The 25532-nt window shown below is 34.8% G+C and carries 15 protein-coding genes and 1 pseudogene; 5 read left to right on the forward strand and 11 right to left on the reverse strand.

All coding sequences use genetic code 11. The annotated features are described in order from the left end of the window. Positions 1-28: 28 nt before the first annotated feature. From AP058_RS10290 to AP058_RS10300, 3 genes are all read right to left on the reverse strand, one after another. Positions 29-1969, reverse strand: a complete 1941-nt coding sequence (locus AP058_RS10290) for an LTA synthase family protein (protein WP_066310134.1) — start codon at positions 1967-1969, stop codon at positions 29-31. Positions 1970-2075: 106 nt separating this feature from the next. After that, on the reverse strand, positions 2076-2306 hold the full coding sequence (locus tag AP058_RS10295) for a hypothetical protein (RefSeq protein WP_066310136.1): 231 nt from the start codon (positions 2304-2306) through the stop codon (positions 2076-2078). Positions 2307-2325: 19 nt separating this feature from the next. Further along, the gene (locus tag AP058_RS10300) at positions 2326-3723 is read right to left on the reverse strand and encodes an MATE family efflux transporter (protein ID WP_066310138.1); all 1398 of its coding nucleotides are present in this window, start codon (positions 3721-3723) and stop codon (positions 2326-2328) included. 168 nt (positions 3724-3891) lie between these two features. Here AP058_RS10300 and AP058_RS10305 point away from each other — a divergent pair, with 168 nt between their 5' ends. Both AP058_RS10305 and AP058_RS10310 read left to right on the forward strand, forming a co-directional pair. Further along, positions 3892-4425: a hypothetical protein gene (locus tag AP058_RS10305; RefSeq protein ID WP_066311113.1), complete on the forward strand. Its 534-nt coding sequence runs from the start codon at positions 3892-3894 to the stop codon at positions 4423-4425. A 165-nt stretch (positions 4426-4590) separates the two neighbouring features. Beyond that, positions 4591-5121, forward strand: coding sequence for a hypothetical protein (locus AP058_RS10310; RefSeq protein WP_066310141.1), 531 nt, complete (start codon positions 4591-4593; stop codon positions 5119-5121). Positions 5122-5181: 60 nt separating this feature from the next. Here AP058_RS10310 and AP058_RS10315 read toward each other — a convergent pair. Beyond that, positions 5182-6018: pseudogene (locus AP058_RS10315) on the reverse strand (APC family permease); the annotation flags it as partial. A gap of 54 nt (positions 6019-6072) precedes the next feature. On the opposite strand from AP058_RS10315, the gene AP058_RS16905 reads away from it, so the two are divergent. Next, positions 6073-6234 carry a hypothetical protein gene (locus tag AP058_RS16905; protein WP_157492689.1) on the forward strand — a complete coding sequence of 54 codons (162 nt, stop codon included), beginning with the start codon at positions 6073-6075 and terminating at the stop codon, positions 6232-6234. A 1281-nt stretch (positions 6235-7515) separates the two neighbouring features. On the opposite strand, the gene AP058_RS10320 is transcribed toward AP058_RS16905, so the two are convergent. The 5 genes from AP058_RS10320 to AP058_RS10340 all read right to left on the reverse strand — a co-directional run bounded on the left by AP058_RS10320 (position 7516) and on the right by AP058_RS10340 (position 16798). Beyond that, a complete protein-coding gene (locus tag AP058_RS10320) occupies positions 7516-8694 on the reverse strand; it encodes an NlpC/P60 family protein (protein ID WP_369815145.1) in 1179 nt (392 codons plus the stop codon). Positions 8695-8899: 205 nt separating this feature from the next. Next, the gene (locus tag AP058_RS10325; RefSeq protein WP_066311118.1) at positions 8900-11164 is read right to left on the reverse strand and encodes an aconitate hydratase; all 2265 of its coding nucleotides are present in this window, start codon (positions 11162-11164) and stop codon (positions 8900-8902) included. 123 nt (positions 11165-11287) lie between these two features. Beyond that, a complete protein-coding gene (locus AP058_RS10330) occupies positions 11288-14059 on the reverse strand; it encodes a bifunctional aconitate hydratase 2/2-methylisocitrate dehydratase (protein WP_066310147.1) in 2772 nt (923 codons plus the stop codon). 277 nt (positions 14060-14336) lie between these two features. After that, positions 14337-15290, reverse strand: a complete 954-nt coding sequence (locus AP058_RS10335) for a MoxR family ATPase (protein WP_066310149.1) — start codon at positions 15288-15290, stop codon at positions 14337-14339. A gap of 77 nt (positions 15291-15367) precedes the next feature. Beyond that, positions 15368-16798 carry a peptidylprolyl isomerase gene (locus tag AP058_RS10340; protein WP_066310151.1) on the reverse strand — a complete coding sequence of 477 codons (1431 nt, stop codon included), beginning with the start codon at positions 16796-16798 and terminating at the stop codon, positions 15368-15370. A 475-nt stretch (positions 16799-17273) separates the two neighbouring features. Between AP058_RS10340 and AP058_RS10345 the strand changes: the two genes are divergently transcribed. After that, positions 17274-18716, forward strand: coding sequence for an alpha-amylase (locus AP058_RS10345; protein WP_157492691.1), 1443 nt, complete (start codon positions 17274-17276; stop codon positions 18714-18716). 132 nt (positions 18717-18848) lie between these two features. Further along, the gene (locus AP058_RS10350; RefSeq protein ID WP_066310156.1) at positions 18849-20438 is read left to right on the forward strand and encodes a peptide chain release factor 3; all 1590 of its coding nucleotides are present in this window, start codon (positions 18849-18851) and stop codon (positions 20436-20438) included. Between the two features lie 223 nt (positions 20439-20661). Here AP058_RS10350 and AP058_RS10355 read toward each other — a convergent pair whose 3' ends face one another. Both AP058_RS10355 and rpoC read right to left on the reverse strand, forming a co-directional pair. Beyond that, a complete protein-coding gene (locus AP058_RS10355) occupies positions 20662-20973 on the reverse strand; it encodes a DUF3467 domain-containing protein (RefSeq protein WP_066310159.1) in 312 nt (103 codons plus the stop codon). A gap of 13 nt (positions 20974-20986) precedes the next feature. Then, complete coding sequence (rpoC, locus tag AP058_RS10360) at positions 20987-25306, reverse strand: DNA-directed RNA polymerase subunit beta' (RefSeq protein WP_066311122.1); 4320 nt, start codon at positions 25304-25306, stop codon at positions 20987-20989. Positions 25307-25532: the final 226 nt, after the last annotated feature.

Consider the following 25532-nt stretch of genomic DNA (forward strand, 5'->3'; position numbering starts at 1 on the left):
TTCTCCCTTTCACTTTAAACCTAAAAGTTTACTTTTTAACTTTTGGTAATGTATAATTCCGTTTTTTATATAAATTTCCAGCGGTTATTACATGTGCTAGTGCATCTTTGGCTAATTCTTGATCTAAAGTTACGGGAACCAAAGTGGTGTCGTTTTTAATTTCAAATTGCAAGGGTTTTAAATTAGGCTGCATAATAACTACTTGATTTTCGACTCTAAAAGCGTTGATGTCATTGAACTGCATAATACTTCTTCCTTTTATGGTCGCAGACATGTCATTCAAATTTCGGCCTACCATCGGGTTTTCAATATCTATTCCTAAATAACTTAATAATGTTGGCGGAATATCAATTTGAGATGCCAACTTATCATAGCTTTTCCCTTTAGGAACATTAGGTCCAATGATTAAAGCCGGAATATGAAACTTATGAATAGGCACTAGGTTTTTACCATAGGTTCTGGTATTATGATCGGCAATTACGATAAAAATAGTATTCTTAAAATAGGCTTCTTTTTTGGCCATTTCAAAAAACTTACCAATTGCAAAATCGGCATACTTCATTGCATTGTTAACGGTTGCTGGTTTTGTATCATACGGTTTAAATCGACCCGCAGGATATTCAAAAGGTTCGTGATTACTGGTCGAAAACATTAAGGAGAAAAAAGGTTTATCTCCTTGCTTTTTAAAGTAATCATTCGCTTTTATCACTAAATCTTCATCTGAATATCCCCACGTTCCTTTAAATGCATATTTTTTTCCATCGCTATCTAAATCGTCTTGATCGATAATATTTTCGAACCCATTACCGTTAAAGAACGAAGCCATATTGTCAAAATTTGATAGTCCGCCATAAATGAAACTGGTATCATATCCTTTCTGTTTCAACGCTTCCGCTACAGTAAAAAAGCCTTGTTGCGAATTGCCTAATTTTACAACGCTCTCTGACGGGGACGGTAAAAATCCGGTAACAACCGCTTCTATTCCTCTTACACTTCGCGTTCCTGTACAGTACAAGTTGGTAAATAATAATCCTTCGTTTGACAATTTATCAAACTCTGGCGTCAAAGGTTTGCCTCCTAAAATACCAACATATTCTGCACCTAAACTTTCTTGCAAAAAGATCACTAGGTTATAGGGTTTATTTCGAAGAGAATCTGCTTTTTGAACGTGTAAAAACGGAATTTCAGGATCATTAAAATGCACATTTGCGACGTTCATATATTTCTTAACACGCGCAATGGCTTCAGTTTCTTCCATCTTGCCATACATCTTGCTGTCTCCTTCGTTTTTCATAGAATAAGCCGCAAATGCAACAGTATACAGTGAATTTAGCCCCAAACAATTGGTCAGTTGGTCGGTAGAAAAAACAGCGCTACTTGCATTTATTGGTCGTTTAGAAACTAAACTAGAACGTGCCCCAAAAAACAGCAGAAAAGCAACTAACGGAAATAAAATTAGTTTAGTTTTATAGGGAGCAACAGTTGTCTGAAACAAAAATTTTCCTTTTTTGATCGCTAAGAAAAGTACTAAAGCTAAAATTAAAAGAGTGAAAATAATTGAGGTGAGATAACTTTTAAGTAACATACCAACCACCTCTTTTGGATAAATAAGATAGTCTAAGAAAATTTTATTTGGTCGCGTATCGTATTGTTGCACAAAATCGGGAGTTGCCAATTCGACAAACAAGAGCAGCATTAGGAATAAAAAGCTATACCCCACTACGAATGAATTGACAAACTTGATCCATTTATTAGGTACAAAAGTAACAAGCAGTGCTGGAAGCAAAACGAGATAGCAAAGTAAAATCAAGTCCATTCGTAATCCGATTGGAAAAATATACCAGAAATTTTCAGTTTCTATCACGCGTTCCTTAAAAGCAAAGAACAAAAATAAACGGCTTAATGTGGTGATCAACAAACCGATTACTATGAAATTAAGAACAGGTTTTAAGTAAGCTAACTTTCTCATTTAAGTAAAAAAATAAAATATCTAAAAGTAAAAAAGCCGATACATTTTGCTTTACGAATCGGTAAGCAAAATGTATCAGCACTTTATTAACGTATTTTGAACACGTTTATTCTTTCTCGTAAAGTTCCATTTCACGATCGTAAAAGCTATTGGCTAACTCTATCAATCCTTCCATTTCGGCATTTAATTCTGCTTCATCCAGATCTTCTGCATCTTCTAAAAACTCAACCTCATCATCTTTAAGATTGATAATAAACCGCGGATAATCCAAATGAATGATGAAAATATCTTCAGGAAAATCGGTATTGTCTCCAAGTAAAAATTTTGGTAATTCCATAGTATAAATATTAAAGTCTCTATTCGATAACCGACGTAGAAACTGTTTGATTTTTTATTAATTGTTTGGTAAGTCTATCAAATCTCCAATATAAAAATATGGCAGCGGTAGTTAAACCAGCCAATAATCCAATCCAAACTCCAACTGCTTTAAGCTCTGTATACAATCCTAAATAAATTGAAATTGGAAAACCAACTACCCAATAAGCTAGAAAAGTTACATACATCGGAATTTTTACGTCCTGTAATCCACGCAAAGCACCCAAAACGACCACTTGAATTCCGTCTGAAATTTGAAAAATAGCAGCAACCAATAAAAGTTGCGAGGCAATAACCATAACTTCACTGTTTTTAGCAAGGTTCTCAACATCGCTCAAATCTACAAAAAGTTTGGGCATCTGGTTGTGAAAGGCAATGAATATGATTGCAAAAATAATTTCTAAAATAATGGCTTGCAAATAAATCGAGAACGCAACACGTCGCAACTTAACGTAATCTCCCAAACCTTTTTGGTTTCCTACGCGAATCATTGCGGTCACGCTTAATCCCATGGCAACCATAAAGGTAAGCGATGCTAAACTCAATGCAATTTGATTGGCTGCTTGACTGGTAATTCCAACCATTCCGCACAACCATATAGCACCGGTAAACAAAGCCACTTCAAAAAACATTTGTAAGGCCGATGGTGTTCCTAAATTAATAATCTTCCGAGTTACATTTTTATTTATTTCTTTGAAACTAAAATTTTTAAAGTAAGGGTGGAATTTTGGTTTCAGTTGCATCATATAATGCATAAAACCCAAAAGCACAAAGCGCGAGGCGATCGTACCGATTGCAGCCCCAATAATTCCCATTTTTGGAAAAATCCATATCCCGTAAATTAAAAAGTAATTGATAATTATGTTGGTTATGTTGCACAAAATAGTTGCCCACATTGAATATTTAGTCTCGCTTAACCCATCTGCAAATTGCTTATAGGCTTGATACATAATCATCGGAATCAAAGAAAATCCAACAATATCCAAATAAGGTTTTGCCATTTCGACCACGTCGTCAGGTTGTCCCATTAATGAAATAAGTGGCTTTGAAAAGAAAATTAATAAAAATAAAGCGATTCCTAAAATACTACACAAATACAATCCATGATGAAACGCACTTCTTCCGTTGGCAATGTCTTTCTTACCGTCGGCTTCGGCAACTAAAGGTGTAATTGCAGTTGAAAATCCGATACCAATAGACATGGCCACAAATACAAAGCTATTTCCTAAAGAGACGGCTGCTAATTCGGTTGGGCCCAATTGTCCGACCATTATATTATCTACAATTCCGACAACGGTATGCCCGACCATTCCTAAAATAATGGGATAGGCTAATTTTAGATTATACGAGAACTCTTTGGTGTATTGCGATAAATTCAATTTGAGGGTATTTTAGGTCGGCAAAGATAATTAGAACGCAGCAATTCTATTGCATTATTGATATTATATACTACTTTTAATTTTTTTTTATACTATTACAAGCAACAAAATAAAGTAATAGCCTACAACAGAAATACTTACAGTCTTTATTTAAAAACTATTTTATTTATGAAACAAGCAAAAAAATTAACAATAGTCTCTTTACTACTTTTTATTTTGATGTGTACTCCCAATGTATTTGCTCAAAAAAAGACTTTTCTTGAAAACGAAGGGGAAGTTAAAAAATTTGAACCGCATTTGCGCTTTGAATACGGTGGAAATCTAGGTTTTTCTACCACAAAAAACTTCAATTGGCTTGTTGGGGCCGAAGCTGGTTTACAGTATTATTTTTCTAAAAAAAACGCGGCTACTTTATCCTTTGGTTACAATTATACTTTTGATGGCGATGCTAAAGCATTAGGATACATCCCGTTAAAAGCAGGATTTAAAACTTTTGTACAGACTGGTAAAATTTATTTATTAGGCGAAACTGGAATGGGAGTCGCTACAACGAATGGTTATAATGGTGTTGGATTTTTATGGGCGCCTACTATCGGATACATTACACCATCTGCTTATGATTTAAGTATTAGATATGAGAGTTTATCGGCTTTTGAGAGTAATCAAATTATTTTCAGAGTTGCTTATAGTTTTAAGATATAAAGACTTTTTCTCCTTTCAATGCTAAAGCACCATACTGGTGCTTTTTTTTATGCCTTGCAATAATGTTAGAACTAACATTTATGTAATAATTATGAAAAATTCTATAAGAATATAGCAATATGCACCGTTTACATTTGCATCATTACAAACTCAAAAAATTAGAAAATGAAAATTACAACAAAAATCAACACAGTAGCAATAGCGGTTTGCGCACTTTTTATTACCTCAAGTACTCAAGCTCAAACAGCTACAGAAGCTAGAAACTACGATCAAGGATTCCGTTTAGGAGTTGGACTTAATGGTGGAGTTCCAACAGATGGAGATTACAATTGGGCTTTAGGTGGTGATGTTCGTTTACAATACGATTTATCTAAAAAAACGTCCTTGACATTGACAACTGGTTATACTAATCTTTTTAACAACGATAAAGTTGATGGAGTAAAAGTGAAAGACTTAGGATTTATTCCAGCTAAGGCCGGTTTTAAAGCTTTTGTTTGGGAAGACAGTTTTTACCTTTTAGGAGAAGTAGGTGCTGGATTTGGCGTTACTGAAGGAAATAATAAAACTACTTTTTTATGGGCACCAGGAATTGGTTACGCAAATAAATATGTAGATGTAAGTGTTCGATACGAAGATTTACCTGATTTTCATACGAACCAAGTTGCATTAAGATTAGCTTACGGGTTTAAATTGTAAGTAAACATAATCAATATAAAAAGGCCTCTCAAAAATTGTTTGAGAGGCCTTTTGTTTTTCCTAAACTTTTGATTTCGTTAAATAGTAAATTGGAATTCCACTAAGCATAATTAAAACTCCCCAACCACAAGTTGAAAATTCAGTAAGCAATAACGCGATGCAAAGTGCGGTGGAGAAAACAATATAAATCATCGGTATAAAAGCATAACCAAATGCTGTATACGGTCGCTCTAAATTTGGACTTTTCTTGCGTAAAATAAAGATCCCGTAAATGGTTAAAATATAAAAAATGTAAACGATAATAATGACAAAATCTAAAAGCGCACCGTACGTTGCTGTCAAACACAATGCAGACGCCAAAACACACTGCAACCACAATGCCCAAGCAGGTACATTTGAGCGGTTTAAATCAGCAGCTTTTTTAAAGAATAAACCATCTTGTGCCATCGTATAATATACTCGTGCTCTGGCCATAATCAGACCATTGTTACAGGCAAAGGTTGAAATCATGAAGATTATAGCGATAATTAAAGTTCTGATATTTCCAAAAATGCTATCGGCTACTACTACCGCTACTCTATCGTATTTTGCTGTGGCAATAGCATCAAAAGGAACTACTGCGAGGTACATAATGTTGGTCAAAATTACAATCATCACAATGGCTAAAACTTGGGCTGCATTAATTTGAAAAGAAGCAATGCTAAATAAGATATTTTGTTCGCCAAGTGGCTCGTACAAATAAGCAGAAAAATTAGAAAATGCCACACCAACAGCCGCAATTGTACCCGTTTGAATGACAGCACAGAAGCTCCATCCATACAAAAAAGCAATTAATTTATTGTAAGCTTCTTGAAGACACACCTATTGCCCGCCCGCTTTTGGAAACATGGCACTTAGAAAAACTTTAAAAAATGAGAACTAAAAATCAATACACTGTGACCGATAAATGCCTTGATAAATGCCAAAGCGCAATGGCAAGTTTGGAAAACAAAGGTCGAAAGTTTGAAAGAAATTACTAAAGTCAACAGCTCTAAAATTAATGTATCCAAAGCCGAACAAACCAACCAAAAATTAGAATTAGAGTGTTATAAAAAATTAGTTCAGACAGAGTAAACATTACAATACTTTTCAAAATAACATTTCATATGACTCTATTAGCACTCTTGAAAAGCTAAAACAGTGTGAAGCAATTTTACTAGAGTATGGAACCACGACAACCTATGCTAAAAAAGCGGCAGACAAAATGCTCATCAATTCGATAAATTCACAAAATCAAATTCGGTACGGCATCGATTATTACGAAGCAGTTAGTGTATTAATCGTCGTTATTATTGCTAGTGGCTTTGATTCCGTACCGTAACCGAACTATCGTTACGATCACAAAATAACAACCGTTCTTTCTATTATTCTTCTTAAAAAACATTAATTATATTGTTCATTTATACTCTTATGACCACAATTCCTTGTACTTACCTACTTTGTATATGTTTCAAATCGAAACATTAAATAATAGTTAAATATAAAACGCTCCTATCCTGTCTTGTACAGTTGGACAAAAATTTAAATATCGAACAAGAGTCAACCGAATGAGTCAATTTATTTACAGCAAATAATAGAGGTTCATTTAATGTATTTCTCAATCAATATCATAGCTTAGTCTATGTGGTTCTGCTATCTGTAAACGAAGAAAAGCATAACGATAAAAAGAGTGGTTTTTTATTGAGGATGTAAATCAATATTTAATTTATGAAGAAATTGCAGTTACATTCTTTCAGGAAACGGACTCTACTTTAATTCCCAAAAAAATCAAGCAGAAAATCGATCAAATTATCGAAAAAACCAAACGAATTCGACTGATAGCAATCTTTACCGAACAAAATTTAGTGCAAACTGCTTTCTTCACCGCTTTTGCAAATGCATCGGTATTTTCTAAAAATAGTTGGTAAATACTACATCCAATTTAGAAATAATCTTGTCTAGTTTGTAGTTTCCTTTCAGAAGTTAAAATCCAGTTCGCTAGATGATAAATGGGTAGAACAATTAAAATTAATAATTAAGCACCTAGAAAATATCAGTTTAAGACATCAAATCAATGAATTGGATTTCGTCGAAAGGTTTAGCTTGTTTTCTGAACAATTGGATTTAATAAAAGTGAATAATATCCTGATTATGCCCCGCTCCATCATAATTTCTTTATAAGACTTTTACATAATAAGAAAAAACACAAAGTTTAAGAGAATCGGTCGCGGGTACATCTTGCAAATGCATTGCTACTTTTAATTGTCGAATTAGACACTAAAATCGATGTCCTGATTTCTATTTATGTTTGAGAAAATTTTTAAGATAAACTGAAGAAAGTGCTCCACTTAAAAATTATGCTTAGCAGTGAAAGTTTTATCTAATTTGACTTCTTTGACTTAAAACGCGGTTTACTTGTGCGATTTTTTTCTCGTAGTAAGATTCCTTTGTAGAGGAGATTATTACTCCGCTACTTACCGAAGCATGAATAAATTTGATCTCTCCATCGTTCACTTCTACAACCATTCCGACATGATTTATTTGACGACGGCCGTTAGTTTTAAAGAAAATCAAATCTCCTTTTTGCGCTTCATCCGAATCAATCTTGGTTCCATAATGCGATTGCTCTACAGAAGTTCTAGGTAATTTTATATCAAAATTACCAAAAGTGGTCATCATTAAGCCAGAACAATCAAAGCCTGATTTAGACGTTCCGCCAGTGCGATAACGCGTTCCTATATTGTCAGATGCAGTCGAAATTAATTGATTCACAAAATCGCCATCGTACGTATACATAGACGCGTTTGCATCTTTTATTACATTATCATTTTCTGCAAGAACTTGAAATGCATTTATTTTATTTGGAGAATCTTGAGTAGGAATCTGCACTTCTTTACTTGTAACAATACTCACTTTTTGCCCAACGCGTAATGCATTTTTTACTCCAGGATTTAGTTTGTCCAATTCGGCAACCGAGATACCATATTGTCTTGCTATTCCGTACTTTGTTTCTTTAGGTAAAACTTCGTGCGTAAAACTTTTAACTATCGCTGGTTCGGCAGCTATTGGAGTCTCTAATACAGCTTCAAGCTTTGAGGCAGCAGGTTTACTTGAGATTTGAGGCTTTGTTAACTGAGGGTTTTCAGCAACACTCTTATTTTCTTGATTTGGAATTATAAGCTCTTGTCCTGCTTTTAAGTTTTCACTTTCGATAAGTGGATTTGCTTTTTGTAAATCAGCAACACTTACATTATATTCTTTTGCAATTCCGTATAATGTCTGTTTTTGTTGGACTTCGTGTATGCTTGTTTTTTTTGCTTCGCTGACAGCGATCACAGTATTTGCCAGATTAGGAATTAACAAAACTGAATTTAATTTTAAAACAGCACTAGTTTTAGGATTTGCGTCTAAAATCTCCTGTGGCTTGACATTATATTTTTTTGCTATTTGATAAACACTTTCTCCTTTTGATATTACGTGCTTGGTGTACTTTTCTTGAGAAAAAGCCAAAATACTACAAAAAAACAATCCTAAAAATAATTTAAATCCCATCATTACTTCCTTTCGTTACTTCTCCTTTAACTACTCATTCGAAATTCGTCTTACTATCGAAACGAAAAATATCGAAAACTATTATGTTTGCGAATTTAACTTTTTATAATAATAACACCCAGTTTTTTAACATCTGTTTTTGCTCAAATTAAAAACAATAAAAAACGCGCCATTTTCACAGCGCGTTGATAGTTATAAAATCTGATATTTATGCATTATCAGCGGCAATCAAGTTTAATGCAGAACCTGCAATAAACCAACCAATTTGCCCTTCATTATACGTATGATTAGCAACAATTACATCTTTAGAACCATTTTCGTGCACGAATTCAATTGATAATGGTTTTCCGGGTGCAAAATCAACTAAGTCAAGGAAGTTGATGGTATCATTCTCTTGAATTTTATCGTAATCAGCTTCGTTAGCAAAAGTCAATCCTAACAAACCTTGTTTTTTAAGATTGGTTTCGTGAATACGAGCGAAAGATTTTACCAAGACCGCTTCTACCCCTAAGAAACGGGGCTCCATAGCCGCATGCTCACGAGAAGAACCTTCACCATAATTATGATCTCCAACTACAATAGAGGGAACTCCAGCTGCTTTGTAAGCACGAGCTACAGCAGGAACGGCATCATAAACACCTGTTAATTGGTTTTTAACGCTATTTGTTTTTTGGTTGAATGCATTAATAGCACCAATCAACATATTATTTGAAATATTATCTAAGTGTCCTCGGAAACGCAACCAAGGCCCAGCCATAGAAATATGGTCAGTAGTACATTTTCCAAATGCTTTGATTAATAATTTAGCACCTACAATATTTTGACCATCCCATGGTTTAAATGGAGCCAATAACTGCAAACGTTCTGATTCAGGATTTACAGAAACTACTACATTAGAACCATCGTGTGCAGGAGCTTGAAAACCTGGATCTTCGACATCAAAACCATTGGGAGGTAATTCATCTCCCGTTGGCTCTTCCAAACGTACTTCTTCTCCATCTTCGTTAATTAAAGTATCTGTTAAAGGATTAAACCCTAAATCTCCAGCAATCGCTAAAGCAGTTACCAATTCTGGTGAACCAACAAAAGCGAGTGTATTTGGATTACCATCTGCTCTTTTTGAGAAGTTACGGTTAAAAGAGTGCACAATCGTATTGCGTTCTTCTTTTTCAGCTCCTTCTCTATCCCACATTCCAATACATGGTCCGCACGCGTTAGCAAATACAGTAGCTCCAATTTTTTCGAAAGTATCAATAAATCCATCACGTTCAATTGTATATCGAATCGTTTCTGAACCTGGATTAATGGCAAATTTTGCTTTTGTTTTTAATTTTTTATCTGCAACTTGTTTAGCCAATGATGCTGCACGAGAAATATCTTCGTATGAAGAGTTCGTACAAGAACCAATTAATCCTACTTGAATTTGCAAAGGCCAATTATTTTTAATTGCTGCTTCTTTCATTTTAGAAATTGGCGTAGCTAAATCGGGTGTAAATGGACCGTTTAAATGAGGCTCTAATTCAGAAAGATTAATTTCAATTACTTGATCAAAATATTTTTCTGGTTCTGCATACACTTCAGGATCTCCAGTTAAATAAGGCGCTATTTTATCAGCAGCATCTGCAACATCTGCTCTATTAGTAGCACGTAAATAACGTCCCATAGAATCGTCGTAACCAAAAGTAGAAGTTGTAGCTCCAATTTCGGCACCCATATTACAAATTGTTCCTTTTCCTGTGCATGACATAGCTGTTGCACCTTCACCAAAATATTCAACAATTGCTCCCGTTCCACCTTTTACAGTAAGAATTCCAGCAACTTTTAAGATCACATCTTTAGGAGCCGTCCAACCTGATAATTTACCAGTTAATTTCACTCCAATCAATTTTGGGAATTTTAGTTCCCATGCCATTCCAGACATCACATCAACTGCATCAGCCCCACCAACACCAATGGCAATCATACCTAAACCACCTGCATTTACAGTGTGAGAATCGGTACCAATCATCATACCGCCTGGAAAAGCATAATTTTCTAAAACAACTTGATGAATAATTCCAGCTCCTGGTTTCCAGAAACCGATACCATATTTATTTGATACAGAAGATAAGAAATCGAAAACTTCATTACTTTGCGATTTCGCACGTTTTAAGTCGGCTTCAGCACCAACTTTCGCTTGAATCAAGTGGTCACAGTGTACTGTTGTAGGAACTGCAACTTTAGGTTTTCCAGCGTGCATAAATTGCAACAATGCCATTTGTGCGGTCGCATCTTGACAAGCGACACGATCTGGCGCAAAGTCAACATATTCAACTCCTCTTCCGAAGGCTTGCGTTGGCATTCCGTCCCAAAGGTGGTTGTACAGCGTTTTTTCAGTTAAGGTAAGTGGACGTCCGACAATTTCGCGTGCTTTATCAACACGGCTTGGCATGTTCTCATACACTTTTTTAATCATTTCAATATCAAAAGCCATAGTATAATTGTTTTGTTTTGTTATTTTATACATCACAAGATACAAAAAAATAGAGTATTTATAATAAAAAAAGCCTGAGTTTATTGCTCAGGCTTTCTTCTATTTTAGAAAAAAATCGTACTATTATTGCACTAATAATTTATGAGATGGAGCAAATTGAGTAAGATTGATTCCTTTCACCGCTGCTTTGTACTCTTCCATTGTTGGCGTTCTACCTAATATTGTTGACAATACAACAACTGGCGTAGAAGAAAGTAATGACTCTCCTTTTTTACCCTCAGAATCCTCAACAACTCTACCTTGAAAAAGACGTGTCGAAGTAGCCATTACGGTATCTCCTTTCGCTGCTTTTTCTTGATTACCCATACACAAATTACAACCTGGACGTTCTAAATATAGAATGTTTTGGTACCCTGTACGTGCCACTCCTTTTGGAGCATTGTCATCAAATTCAAAACCAGAGTATTTTTGTAAAACTTCCCAATCACCTTCTGCTTTAAGCTCATCAACGATGTTGTATGTTGGTGGCGCTACAACAAGAGGTGCTTTAAATTCTACTTTACCAAATTGCTCATCAATATTCTTAAGCATTTGAGAAAGGATTTTTAAATCTCCTTTGTGAACCATACACGATCCCACAAAACCAAGATCTACTTTTTTAACTCCTCCGTAAAAAGAAAGTGGTCTAATCGTATCGTGCGTATATCGTTTAGAAACGTCCGCATTATTAACATCTGGATCTGCAATCATTGGCTCTTCAACCACATCAAGATCTATAACAACTTCTGCGTAATATTTCGCATTTGCATCTGGCGTCAAAGCAGGTTTAATACCTGTTTTAATCTCTTCAATTCTCTTACTAGCTTTATTGATTAAACCTTGAAGGACATGTTTTGCATTGTCCATTCCTTTATCAATCATAATTTGGATTCTACCTTTAGCAATCTCTAAAGATTCGATTAAAGTATCATCTTCAGAAATACAAATAGAAGCTTTCGCTTTCATCTCTGCAGTCCAATCTGTAAACGTAAAAGCTTGATCAGCAGTAAGAGTTCCTAAGTGAACCTCAATGATTCTTCCTTGAAAAACATTTTCTCCACCAAATTGCTTCAACATCTGAGATTGTGTAGCATGAACGACATCACGGAAATCCATGTATGTTTTCATTTCTCCTTTAAAAGTCACTTTTACTGACTCCGGAATTGGCATAGAAGCCTCACCAGTTGCAAGTGCAAGAGCAACAGTTCCTGAATCTGCACCAAAAGCTACTCCTTTTGACATTCTTGTATGAGAGTCACCACCAATAATAATAGCCCACTCATCAATAGTAATATCATTAAGAACTTTATGAATTACATCGGTCATCGGACGGTATTGATCCTTTGGATCTCTCGCTGTAATTAAACCAAAATCATTCATAAATTTCATCAATCTCGGAATATTAGCCTTAGACTTATTATCCCAAACTGATGCAGTATGACAACCTGATTGATATGCACCATCAACAATTGGCGAAATCACAGTTGCCGCCATAGACTCTAATTCCTGAGATGTCATCAAACCAGTAGTATCTTGTGATCCTACAATATTAACCTCTACACGCACATCAGAACCTGCATGTAAAACTTTACCTGGAGTTGTTCCTACTGCGTTTTTATTAAATATTTTTTCTACTGCTGTAAGTCCTTGCCCTTCGACAGAAACCTCCTTAGAAGGAGCAAAAACAGGAAGTATATCGATACCTAAAACTTTAGAAGCAAAAGTTTGTAATTTTTTACCAAATACAATAGCGTAAGAACCACCAGCTTTAATAAACTCCATTTTCTGAGGGGTAAATGCCTTAGAAATATCTTTTAGCTCCTTGTCACCATTATATAATTTCTTACTTTTTGTATTGATAGTTAATACTGTTCCAGTAGCAACAGAGTATGCCTCTTCTAAAACAACATCACCATTTTCGTTACGAACTGCATTTCCATTTTCGTCAACAACTTTTACCCAGTTCTGAAGATCTAAACCAATACCACCTGTAACATCAACTGTTGTCAAGAAGATTGGCGAAATACCGTTTGTACCCGCTACAATTGGAGCGATATTAATAAACGGAACATACGGACTTGCTTGTTTTCCTGTCCAAAGAGCGACATTGTTTACACCTGACATTCTAGATGAACCAACACCCATAGTCCCTTTTTCTGCAATTAACATCACACTTTTATCAGGATGTTGCATTTGTAACGTTCTAATTTCCTCTTGTGCTTCTGGAGAAATTAAACATTTACCATGAAGCTCACGGTCTGATCTCGAGTGCGCTTGGTTTCCTGGAGAAAGTAAATCTGTCGAGATATCTCCTTCGCCAGCGATATATGTAACCACTTTAATTTCTTCTACTACTTCTGGAAGTTTCGTGAAAAATTCTGCCTTAGCATAGCTTTCTAAGATGTCTTTTGCTATTTCGTTACCCTTTTTAAATGATTCTTCTAAACGATTCGTATCAGCATCGTACAGAAAAAATTGTGTTTTAAGAACTGCAGCAGCTTCTTTTGCAATAGCAACGTCATTACCTAAGGCTAAATCGAGAAGTACTTCAATCGAAGGTCCACCTTTCATGTGTGCTAATAGCTCTAGAGCAAAAGCAGGGGTTATTTCTTTTAATGTAGATTCTCCTACGATAATTTCCTTCAAAAATTTTGCTTTCACAGCAGCTGCCGGCGTAGTTCCTGGAACAGTATTGTAGGTGAAAAACTTAAGGCAATCCTCGCGATTTAAGTTATCTGAATCTTTAATTTGTGCAATAATTTCGCTTAGTAATTCAGCGCCATCAATAGGCTTTGGATGAAGTCCCTGGCCTTTTCTATCTTCGATCTCTTTAATGTAATCGTTATAAGTATTCATAATATGTAGGAGTCTGTTATTTTTTGTACGCAAATTTAAAAATTAAAGATGACATTTAAAAAAAATATAACAGAAGACACCTTTTGAAAAATTATTATTATTAAAAACGAATTATCACCGAATAATAATAGCAAAACATCATTTTTAAGTTAAAATAATGAAGTATTAGCAAATTTTATTCTCATCATTATCAAAGTCGATAGTACTGATAAAAATTACAAAAGTTCTTTGTCTAAATATCGACAAAGAACCGCTATTAATTGACTCTACGCTTATTTTACAATAGTTTTTGAATGATCATTTCTTCCGAAATCCCTTCAGCATCCGCTTTATAGTTCTTTATAATTCGGTGTCGCAATATACCAACCGCAACAGCCTGAACATCTTCGATATCTGGCGAAAATTTTCCTTTGAAAGCAGCAAATGTTTTTGCAGCTAATATTAAATTTTGAGACGCTCTTGGACCAGCTCCCCAATCTAAATAATTTTTCACATATTCATTTGCCAACATATTGTCTGGTCTTGTTTTAGAAACCAATTGAACAGCATATTCGATTACATTGTCTGCAACAGGAATTCTTCTAATTAATTGTTGAAAATCGATTATTTCTTCAGCAGTAAACAACGGGTTAATGACTTGACTTTGACCTGAAGTCGTGCGTTTAACAACCTCTACTTCCTCTTCAAAACTTGGGTATTCTAACTTTACCGCAAACATAAAACGGTCTAATTGTGCTTCTGGCAAAGGATAAGTTCCTTCTTGCTCAATTGGATTTTGAGTAGCCAAAACAAAATAAGGCAAGTCTAGTTTATAATTATGTCCAGAAATAGTTACCGAACGTTCCTGCATGGCTTCTAAAAGTGCAGCCTGAGTTTTAGGTGGCGTTCTGTTAATTTCATCTGCTAAAATAATATTTGAAAAAACAGGACCTTTTATAAATTTAAAATGTCTGTTCTCGTCCAAGATTTCACTTCCTAATATATCAGAAGGCATTAAATCTGGCGTAAACTGAATTCTTTTAAAATTCAGCCCCAAAGCTTGCGACAGCGTGTTAATCAATAGTGTTTTTGCCAAACCAGGAACACCAATTAACAAGGCATGCCCACCTGAAAAAATACAAACCAAAATTTGATCAACTACATCGTCTTGCCCAACAATAACTTTTGCAATCTCTGCTTTAAGTTGATTTCTTTTCTGTACTAAGTTATTAATCGCTGCTACGTCAGACATTATTAAAAGGATTTAAATTAAAAAGAGTTAGTCTTATGAACTCATAAAACTAACTCTTTTTCTGTATTTATAACACATTATTTTTTTAACCAATTGTTTACATATTCACAATCTCTATACTCACCAATAATCTTAATGTAAGTCTCTTTAATTTTTTCGTCAAACCATTTACCAATAGCATCGATCTGTTTTTCTTTAAGAGCTAAGTCTTTAATTTTAATGTAATCTTGTGAATAATCTGCAGTATGCTCGTTAATTCTATTAGTCACTGTTATCAACTTATAACTTTTTTCTTCACGTTCACTAACGTCTAAAAGTGGCTGCGAAACTTCATCATCTTTTAAATTAGAAACTTGACCGTAAAGCGCTGGATCCATTTTTGTCAACTCAAAACGAGTGTCTTGGGTATTCGGATTAATCAAGGTTCCGCCATTTGCTCTCGTTTCTTTTTCATCCGATTCTGTTCGCGCAGCATCTGCAAAAGAAATTTCTTTACTCACAATTTTATTGCGAATCACTGCTATTCTATCTTTTGCTTCCGTTAGAGCTTCTTCAGAAACACTTGGAGATATTAATATGTGGCGTAACTCAACTTCTTGTCCTTTTATTTTTTCGACCTTTATAATATGGTATCCAAAATCTGTTTCAAAAGGAGCTGATATTTCACCTTCTTGCAAACTAAAAGCGACCTCCTTAAATTCTTTTACAAAGGCAGTTTTCCGATTCATTTTGTAATATCCTCCGTTTGAACTTGAACCCTTATCTTGAGAATACAATACCGCTTTTGTCGCAAAACTTGCGCCATCCTCTACCTCTTTCTTATACTCATTAAGTTTGTCAATTATCTTCTGCTTTTCGGCTTGAGAAACTTTAGGCTTTATTACGATTTGTGCCACTTCCATTTCGGCACCAAATTGAGGTAATTCTTCTTTTGGAATTTTCTTAAAGAAATTTCTAACTTCTTCAGGCGTAATTTCAACATCTTTCACAATCTTATCTCTCATTTCTGAAGATAATTTTTGCTCTTTCAAAATATCAAAAAAGTACGATCTAAATTCTTCTACTGAACCTTTTTTATAATATTCTACGATCTTATCCATCGTACCTACTTGCTGCAACATATAATCCAAACGCTGATCCATTAAGCCTTTAACTTCTGCGTCAGTAACGATTATACTGTCTTGAATAGCTTGGTGAGCATATAATTTATCTTCTAAAAGCTTACCCAACATCTGGCAACGCGTAATGTCTTTTACAGACCCTCCTTGTACCGTAATTTCTAAAAAAGCCTTATCGATATCCGAATCTAAAACGATATAATCTCCAACTGTAGCGATTATTCCATCTATTTTACGTTTTTGATTAGATAAAGTCTCTGTTGGTTTTTCAGCAACATCTTCTTTTAGAATCTCTTGTGCTTGAGCTAACGAACCAAACAAAAGAAGAGAACACAATGCAATTACAGCTCTATAATTCATTGTGGCATTCACTGATTTTTTTAAAAACATTATTTATATTAATTTAATTTAAATGTAAAACTCGTAGTCGCATCGTTTTCAATCACGTAAATCACCTCTAACGTAGTCAAAAACTAATTTATGCGCAACAAAAATAACAATTCAATTACATAATGCAACTATACGTTATACTATTAACAAAAAATTATACAGCAATAATATTGTTTTATCTGTGAATTAAAAATGTTATTTAAACTGAAATCCTTTCAACAAAAAACAGAATTAGTTTTCATTCCATAAAAAACAAGAACAAGGAATAAATTAAAACTCACATAATCAAAAAGTTATCAATACTACAACGTTTGAGTACCTACAATTATTTTAAAAATAAAGCTTGAATATGAAAATGTATTACTTTCGACAATAAGACAATTAAAGTCATACATAATTAGCAATACCGTAAAATAAACACATTTAATAAGAATTAATGACAAAGGAATCAGATGCCTAACAAATAAAATTTATTATGAAAAAAATCAAAAAAGCAATCTTATTATCGGCTTTTGGTGCGCTTTTCTTCTCGTGCACTTCAAATGAAAACAATCTCGAATACCAGTCAAAAAACGATGATGCATCTTTTAAAACTGTTCATGTAACAACTCATGATGGAAAATCTTTCAGTACCGGAGATTCTCAAATTAATTTAACACGTAAGTATGTTACGAATCCAGGTGGTGGAGTGATGATGCAAGCCTTTTACTGGGATGTGCCTGCTGGTGGTAACTGGTGGAATACAATTAATAGTAAATTATCTTCTTGGGCAAACGCTGGTATTGGAGCTATTTGGTTACCTCCAGTATCTAAAGCGCAGAACGGACCATATTCCATGGGCTATGATCCAACAGATTATTTTGATTTTGGTAATTACAATCAAAATGGAACTACAGAAACACGTTTTGGATCTAAATCGGAACTAATTAGTTTAATTACCAAAGCACATTCAGAAAACTTAAAAGTATATGCAGATATAGTACTCAATCACAACAGTGGTGGTCAATCAGAAACTAACCCCTTTACAGGGACAAGTACTTGGACCGATTTTACTGCAGTGGCATCAGGCAAATTTAAACGAACGTACAACGACTTTTATAAAAATAGCTACGGAAATAACGACGAAGGATCTTTTGGTGGGTTTCCAGATTTGTGTCACGCCAATCCATATGTACAAGATTGGCTGTGGAATAGAACAGACGGCGTAGGTAAATACTATAAAAACATTATGAAATTTGACGGTTGGAGATTTGACTACGTAAAAGGTTTTGCACCATGGGTTGTAAATTCGTGGAACGCTAACGTCGGCGGTTTTTCAGTAGGAGAATATTGGGATTCTAATGTTAATACTCTGGAGTGGTGGGCAAATAATGCCAATAGCAGTGTTTTTGATTTTGCTTGCTACTATAAAATGAACGATGCATTTGATGGAAATAATTTAAATGCATTAAATGACGATATGATGTGGAAAAGAAATCCGTACAAATCTGTCACTTTTGTCGCTAATCACGACACTGACGAAATAAGCAATAAAATGCTAGCTTATTCCTATATACTAACTCACGAAGGTTATCCAACAATTTTTTATAGTGATTATGAGCACTCATTAGATAAAAACAAATTAAATAATCTGATTTGGATCCATAACAATAAAGCTACAGGAAACACCTCCATTTTGTTTTGTGACAATGATGAATATGTAGCGAGAAGAAATGGTTACAATGGAAATCCTGGCCTTATAGTTTATATCAATAACTCGAATTCATGGCAAGAAAGGTGGATAGAGACTAATTGGTCTAATAAACAACTAAAAGATTTTACTGGTAATTCATCCTGGTATCCAACTACTCAAGCAGATAAATGGGTAAAAATTCAATGTCCACCTAATGGCTACTCTATTTGGTCCATTAATCAGTAAATTCCCGGATCTGTTGTGGCAGATACTAGAGAATTACAACTCTTCTTTTTTCAAAAAAAGAGTATGATTTATAGAAACGAATATTTTTATTCGGTGTTAAATAATAGTACTTTTGCACATTATTGATAAAGTATGAGTTTTTTAGAAGAAATACAGCGCAGGAGAACATTTGGAGTCATCGCGCATCCCGATGCAGGTAAGACAACATTAACAGAAAAATTGTTGCTTTTTGGTGGTGCCATTCAAGAGGCAGGAGCCGTAAAGAACAATAAAATAAAAAAGGGAGCAACCAGTGACTTTATGGAAATTGAACGTCAAAGGGGGATTTCTGTTTCGACCTCTGTATTGGCCTTCAACTATAAAAACAAAAAAATAAACATTCTGGACACCCCTGGTCATAAGGATTTTGCAGAAGATACTTTTAGAACTTTAACTGCGGTTGACAGTGTAATTGTTGTGATCGACGTTGCAAAAGGAGTCGAAGAACAAACAGAAAAATTAGTTTCGGTTTGTAGAATGCGCAAAATTCCAATTATCGTTTTCATCAACAAACTAGACCGTGAAGGAAAAGATGCTTTTGACTTAATGGACGAAGTGGAGCAAAAACTAGGTTTGCGCGTCACACCATTGAGTTTTCCAATTGGAATGGGTTACGATTTTAAAGGTATTTATAACATCTGGGAAAAAAATATAAATCTATATACTGGAGACAGCCGCAAAGACATTGAAGATACCATTGCTTTTTCGGATGTCCAAAATCCCGAATTAGAGAAAATAATTGGTCAAAAACCAGCCGATAGGTTGCGTGAAGAGTTGGAATTAATTGATGAAGTTTATCCCAAATTTGATCGTCAAGAATACTTGGATGGTCATTTACAGCCTGTTTTCTTTGGTTCTGCCTTAAACAATTTTGGTGTTCGTGAATTATTAGATTGTTTTGTTACTATCGCACCATCGCCAAGACCAAAAGAATCGGAATCGAGATTGGTTGATCCCAAGGAAGAAAAAATGACTGGATTTGTTTTTAAAATCCATGCCAACATGGATCCTAAACACCGCGACCGTTTGGCATTTATAAAAATTGTATCGGGCACTTTTGAAAGAAACAAGCCGTATTTACATGTACGCCAAAAAAAGAATTTGAAGTTCTCTAGTCCTAATGCATTTTTTGCTGAGAAAAAAGAAATTGTAGATATTTCCTATCCAGGTGATATTGTTGGTCTGCACGATACCGGAAACTTCAAGATTGGCGATACATTAACCGAAGGCGAAGTGATGAGCTTTAAAGGAATTCCGAGTTTCTCTCCTGAACATTTTAGATACATCAATAATGCCGACCCTATGAAAGCCAAGCAATTGGACAAAGGTATCGACCAATTAATGGATGAAGGTGTTGCACAATTGTTTACACTAGAAATGAACAACAGAAAAATTATTGGAACCGTCGGAGCACTCCAATATGAGGTAATTCAATATCGTTTAGAGCATGAATATGGAGCGAAATGTACCTATGAAAACTTTCCCGTTCATAAGGCTTGTTGGGTAAAACCTGATGACGCAAAAAATGATCAATTTAAAGAATTTAGACGTATTAAACAGAAATTCTTAGCACATGATAAATACGGGCAATTGGTTTTCTTAGCCGATTCTGATTTTACCATTCAAATGACTCAAAGCAAATATCCCACGGTAAAACTATATTTTACTTCGGAATTCGAATAAAAAAAGGAATAAAAATAAAAAAGCGCTACAATTATTGTAGCGCTTTTTTTTGAATTATAAATTAACCAAATTTAAAAATCAATTAAACAGAAGTTAAAACTAACAGCTGTTAAAGTACGACGAATGCAAATCTTAAAAAACAATAGTCGACCAATGGCATTAAACTTCAGATAAACTACATTTTAAGATATAAAAAAAGCTCCATTTCTGGAGCTTTTAATTTTTATGCTTGTCCTGGAGGACCGAAATTCAACGGAATCTGTGCTTGTTCAGCTTCTTTAATCTCGCCATGGGCAAGTTCAAATCGGTGAATATTTTCACCTATCGCAGTCAACAATCGTTTAGCATGTTGTGGTGTCAAGACAATTCTTGACTTTACCTTGGCTTTAGGAATACCTGGCATAATACTTACAAAATCTAAAACAAATTCAGAAGACGAGTGATTGATAATCGCCAAATTGGAATAAATTCCTTCAGCAATAGTTTCATCTAACTCAATATTAATTTGCTCTTGTTGTTGTTTCGAATTACTCATAGTTATTTCCTAATTAGTAAATATATTCTTCTTTATTAGCCATCATTTCGTTGTAATCATCTTTCGATCCTACAATAATATTATCGTATTCTCTCATACCTGTTCCTGCAGGAATTCTGTGTCCAACGATAACATTTTCTTTCAATCCTTCTAAGTAATCAATCTTACCTGCAACAGCAGCTTCATTTAATACTTTTGTTGTTTCTTGGAAAGAAGCAGCAGAAATAAATGATTTAGTTTGAAGAGACGCTCTTGTAATACCTTGTAAAACTGGTGTTGCAGTTGCGGTAACTACCTCTCTTGCAACCACTAGGTTTTTATCTGTACGTTTCAAAAGTGAGTTTTCATCACGCAATTCACGAGGAGATACAATTTGACCTGGTTTCAACACTGAAGAATCTCCAGCATCTTCTACTACTTTCATACCATACAATGCATCATTTCTAACGATGAAATCTTTTGTATGTATCAATTGATCTTCTAAGAACAAAGTATCACCTGGATCCTGAACTCTTACTTTACGCATCATTTGACGAATAACTACCTCAAAGTGCTTGTCGTTAATTTTTACCCCTTGCAAACGGTACACTTCTTGAATTTCATTAACCAAGTACTGTTGAACAGCAGCTGGACCTTGAATTCTTAAAATGTCTTCTGGAGTAATAGCTCCATCAGATAAAGGAACTCCCGCTCTAACAAAGTCATTTTCTTGAACTAAAATTTGACTAGAAAGTTTAACTAGATACTTTTTAATCTCTCCAAATTTAGACTCAATAACAATCTCTCTGTTACCACGTTTGATTTTACCGAATGAAACAACACCGTCAATTTCAGAAACCACAGCCGGATTAGATGGGTTACGAGCTTCAAGCAATTCTGTAATTCTTGGTAAACCTCCTGTAATATCTCCTGATTTAGAAGAACGACGTGGAATTTTAACCAATACTTTACCTGCTTTAATTTTCTCTCCATCATCAACCATTAAGTGAGCTCCAACCGGTAAGTTGTAAGAACGAATTAACTCTCCGTCTTTACCGTAAACCAATAAAGTTGGAATTAATTTCTTCGCTCTTGACTCAGAAATTACTTTTTCTTGGAAACCAGTTTGCTCATCAATTTCAACCATGAACGATTGACCTTGCTCTAACTCTTCGTAAGCAATCTTACCAGTAAACTCAGAAACAATAACTCCATTATATGGATCCCATTTACAGATCACATCTCCTTTTGCAACTGACTGACCGTCTTTTACAAAAATACTTGAACCGTAAGGAATATTATGTGTATTTAAAAGAATACCTGTTTTCTCATCAACTAATTTTAATTCAGTAGAACGAGAAACAACAATATCAACTTCAACACCTTCATTATTTTCACCTTTAACCGTTTTTAAATCTTCGATTTCTAAACGACCTTTAAATTTAGTAACAATGCTAGACTCTTCAGAAATACCTCCAGCAACCCCTCCAACGTGGAACGTACGAAGTGTTAATTGTGTACCTGGCTCTCCAATTGATTGTGCTGCAATTACACCAACTGCTTCACCTCTTTGTGTCATTTTTCCAGTAGCTAAGTTTCTACCGTAACATTTCGCACAAATACCTTTTAGAGCTTCACATGTTAACGGAGAACGAACTTCTAATCTTTCGATTGGAGACGCATCAATCGCTTTTACAAGTGCTTCAGTAATTTGCGTACCAGACGTTACAATAACCTCATTTGTAAGCGGATTAATAACATCTTGCAAAGCAACACGTCCTAAGATACGCTCACCTAAGCTTTCAACAATTTCCTCATTTTTCTTCAATGCAGAAACTTCAACACCACGTAATGTACCACAATCTTCGATGTTTACAATAACATCTTGAGAAACGTCATGTAACCTTCTCGTTAAGTAACCCGCATCGGCAGTTTTAAGCGCCGTATCTGCAAGACCTTTACGAGCACCGTGAGTAGAAATAAAGTACTCTAAAATTGAAAGACCTTCCTTAAAGTTAGAAAGAATCGGGTTTTCAATAATTTCACCACCACCAGCAGTCGATTTTTTAGGCTTAGCCATCAAACCACGCATACCAGTTAACTGACGAATTTGTTCTTTAGATCCCCTTGCACCAGAGTCAAGCATCATGTATACAGAGTTGAAACCTTGTTGGTCTTCTCTAATATTTTTCATTGCTAACTCGGTTAACTGTGCATTCGCAGAAGTCCATACATCAATAACTTGGTTGTAACGTTCGTTATTGGTAATAAGCCCCATGTTGTAGTTTGCAGAGATACCTTCAACTTGCTCTCTAGCATCTGCAATTAACTTCGGTTTTTGATCTGGAATTCTAATATCTCCTAATGAGAATGATAATCCACCTCGGAAGGCGAATTTATACCCCATATCTTTCATATTATCCAAGAAACCAGCTGTTGTAGGTACATCAGTAACGCTTAAAACGTGCCCAATAATATCTCTTAAGTTTTTCTTAGTTAATACATCATTGATATATCCAGCTGCTTCTGGTACTACTTCATTAAATAATACACGTCCTGCAGTTGTTTGAATAATTTTATAAACTAAATCTCCTTCGTCATTATAATCTTTAGCTCTAATTCTAACGCGAGCATTCAATTCTAATTTTCCTTCGTTCAAAGCAATATTTACTTCTTCAGCAGAATAGAAAGTCAAACCCTCTCCTAAAATCGGGTGTTCTGGTGTAGTCAAACGTTCTTTAGTCATATAATAAAGACCCAAGACCATATCCTGAGATGGTACCGTAATTGGAGCACCATTTGCAGGGTTCAAGATGTTATGAGAAGCCAACATTAACAATTGTGACTCCAAAATAGCTTCTGGTCCTAATGGCAAGTGAACTGCCATTTGATCTCCATCAAAATCCGCGTTAAACGCCGTACATACTAATGGGTGTAATTGAATCGCTTTTCCTTCAATTAATTTTGGTTGGAAAGCTTGAATACCCAATCTGTGCAAAGTAGGTGCACGGTTCAGTAATACTGGGTGTCCTTTAATTACATTTTCAAGAATATCCCAAACTACAGGCTCTTTTTTATCTATGATTTTCTTAGCCGATTTAACTGTCTTAACAATACCTCTTTCGATTAATTTACGAATAACGAAAGGCTTGTAAAGTTCGGCAGCCATATCTTTAGGAAGACCACATTCAAATAATTTTAATTCTGGTCCAACAACAATTACAGAACGAGCAGAATAATCCACACGTTTTCCAAGTAAGTTTTGACGGAAACGTCCTTGCTTACCTTTAAGGGAATCTGATAATGATTTTAATGGTCTGTTTGATTCTGTTTTAACAGCAGACGCTTTACGTGTGTTGTCAAATAAGGAATCTACTGATTCTTGCAACATACGTTTTTCGTTTCTCAAGATCACTTCTGGAGCTTTAATCTCCATTAATCTTTTTAGACGGTTGTTACGTATAATTACACGACGGTATAGATCATTTAAATCTGAAGTTGCAAAACGACCTCCATCAAGTGGAACTAACGGACGTAATTCTGGTGGAATAACTGGAACCACTTTCATAATCATCCATTCTGGACGGTTTTCACGGTTTAAGTTAGACTCACGGAAAGATTCTACAACATTTAAACGTTTTAACGCTTCTGTTTTACGTTGTTTAGATGTTTCGTTATTAGCATTATGTCTCAACTGATATGACAATTCGTCTAAGTCAATACGTGCTAATAAATCCATAATACATTCTGCTCCCATTTTGGCAACAAATTTATTAGGATCCATATCATCTAAATATTGATTGTCTTGCGGAAGTGTATCTAAAATATTTAAATACTCTTCTTCCGTAAGGAAATCTAATCTTTTTACTGATTCACCTTCTGCATTTTTAGCAATTCCTGCTTGAATTACTACGTATCTTTCGTAGTAAATGATCATATCTAATTTCTTAGATGGTAATCCAAGGATATATCCAATTTTATTTGGAAGAGAACGGAAATACCAGATATGAGCAATAGGCACTACCAAATTGATGTGTCCTACTCTGTCTCTACGTACTTTTTTCTCTGTAACTTCAACACCACAACGGTCGCAAATGATCCCTTTGTAACGAATTCTTTTATATTTACCACAAGCACACTCAAAATCCTTAACAGGTCCGAAGATTCTTTCGCAAAAAAGACCATCGCGTTCCGGTTTGTGCGTTCTGTAGTTGATTGTTTCTGGCTTTAAAACTTCTCCTCTAGACTCTTTTAAAATCGCCTCAGGTGAAGATAATCCAATAGATATTTTACTGAATCTTTTAACAGGATTCTTATCTTTATTGTTGTTGTTATTATTTCTATTATTCATCATAGTTTTTACTATTGATTTATTTGCAATTAAAAATTGATTGTGAAAAAAAGTTGAACATCGAAAGTTAAACATCAAAAGCCTATTTAGACTTTAAACAATTATGACTTGCGACTCTAAGACTTTTACTTCTACCTCGGATTACTTCTCTAAACTTCATAATTAAATGTGAAGCGCTAATTATAAACGTATTTATAAAAAATCGGAACGGTTGACGGGTATAAATCCT

It is taken from the genome of Flavobacterium sp. TAB 87, assembly GCF_001529295.1.
Classification (GTDB): domain Bacteria; phylum Bacteroidota; class Bacteroidia; order Flavobacteriales; family Flavobacteriaceae; genus Flavobacterium.